The sequence below is a fragment of the Pseudomonas sp. KB_12 genome (assembly GCF_052114545.1).
Classification (GTDB): Bacteria; Pseudomonadota; Gammaproteobacteria; order Pseudomonadales; family Pseudomonadaceae; genus Aquipseudomonas; species Aquipseudomonas brassicacearum.
In genome coordinates this window covers 1-882 of sequence record NZ_JBFREY010000089.1, presented here as the reverse complement: position 1 = coordinate 882, position 882 = coordinate 1, and the positions used below count along the sequence as shown (strand labels likewise).

Annotated in this window: 1 pseudogene; it reads right to left on the bottom strand. The window is 65.8% G+C overall.

The features are described 5' to 3' along the window. Positions 1 to 882 (bottom strand): annotated as a pseudogene (locus AB4Z20_RS27980) (type IV secretion protein Rhs); the annotation flags it as partial.

Genomic DNA, 882 nt, shown 5'->3' with positions numbered 1-882 from the left:
TGGCCGTCGAAGCCGACTTGCTGTCGGATCAAACCGTTGGGCGTGTAGTCCAGCTGATATTTTTCGCCGGATTCGTTTTCGATTTCGGTCAGCAACAGCCGCGCCGAGTCGTAGCGGTACTTCAGCTCGCTGCCGTCGGGGTTCAGGCGGCGGCTGACCAGGTGCAGGTCGTCGGCGTATTCATAGCGGGTCAGACGGCCCTGTTCATCGCGCTCGGCGGTGACCTTGCCGTAGGCGTTGTAGCGCCAGGTCCGGGTGGCACCGTTGGGCAAGGTCACCTGCAGCAGGCGGCCGACGGCGTCCCATTGGTAGTGCGTGAGCGCGCCGTGTTCGTCCTGACGGCTGAGTAAACGCCCCAGGGCGTCGTAGGAAAAACACCGGCGACTGCCGTCGGGCAGGATCTCTTCGGTCAGTTGGCCCAGGCGACTCCAGGTGAACCGATGTTCACCGCCATCCGGGTCATACGTCGCCAGCAGTTGCCCATGGGCGTCGTAGGCATATTCCGTGCGCCGGCCGGCCGGGTCGACGAGGACGATCACCTCGCCGCGGGCATTGCGCCGGTAGGTCCACACGGCCTTGCCGCGCGAACGAGTGTGCAGGAAACCGTTGCGGTATTCGTAGGAGGTCGGCGCCTCGTCCGGGGGAAGCAGTGCCACCAGCCGTCCGACGTCGTCGTAGCGGTATTCGGTCACGGCGCCCAGCGGGTCCTGTTCGGCGATCAACCGGCCTTGTTCGTCGTAGGCCTTGAGGTGCTCGCCGCCGTCGGGCTCGACCTTGCGCACCAGCCGCGCCCGCTCGTCGTGGACATACACCTCCTGGCTGCCATCCAGGTGCCGGACCGTGACGCTGCCGTCTTCGCCCCAGGTGTAGCGACTGTCCATC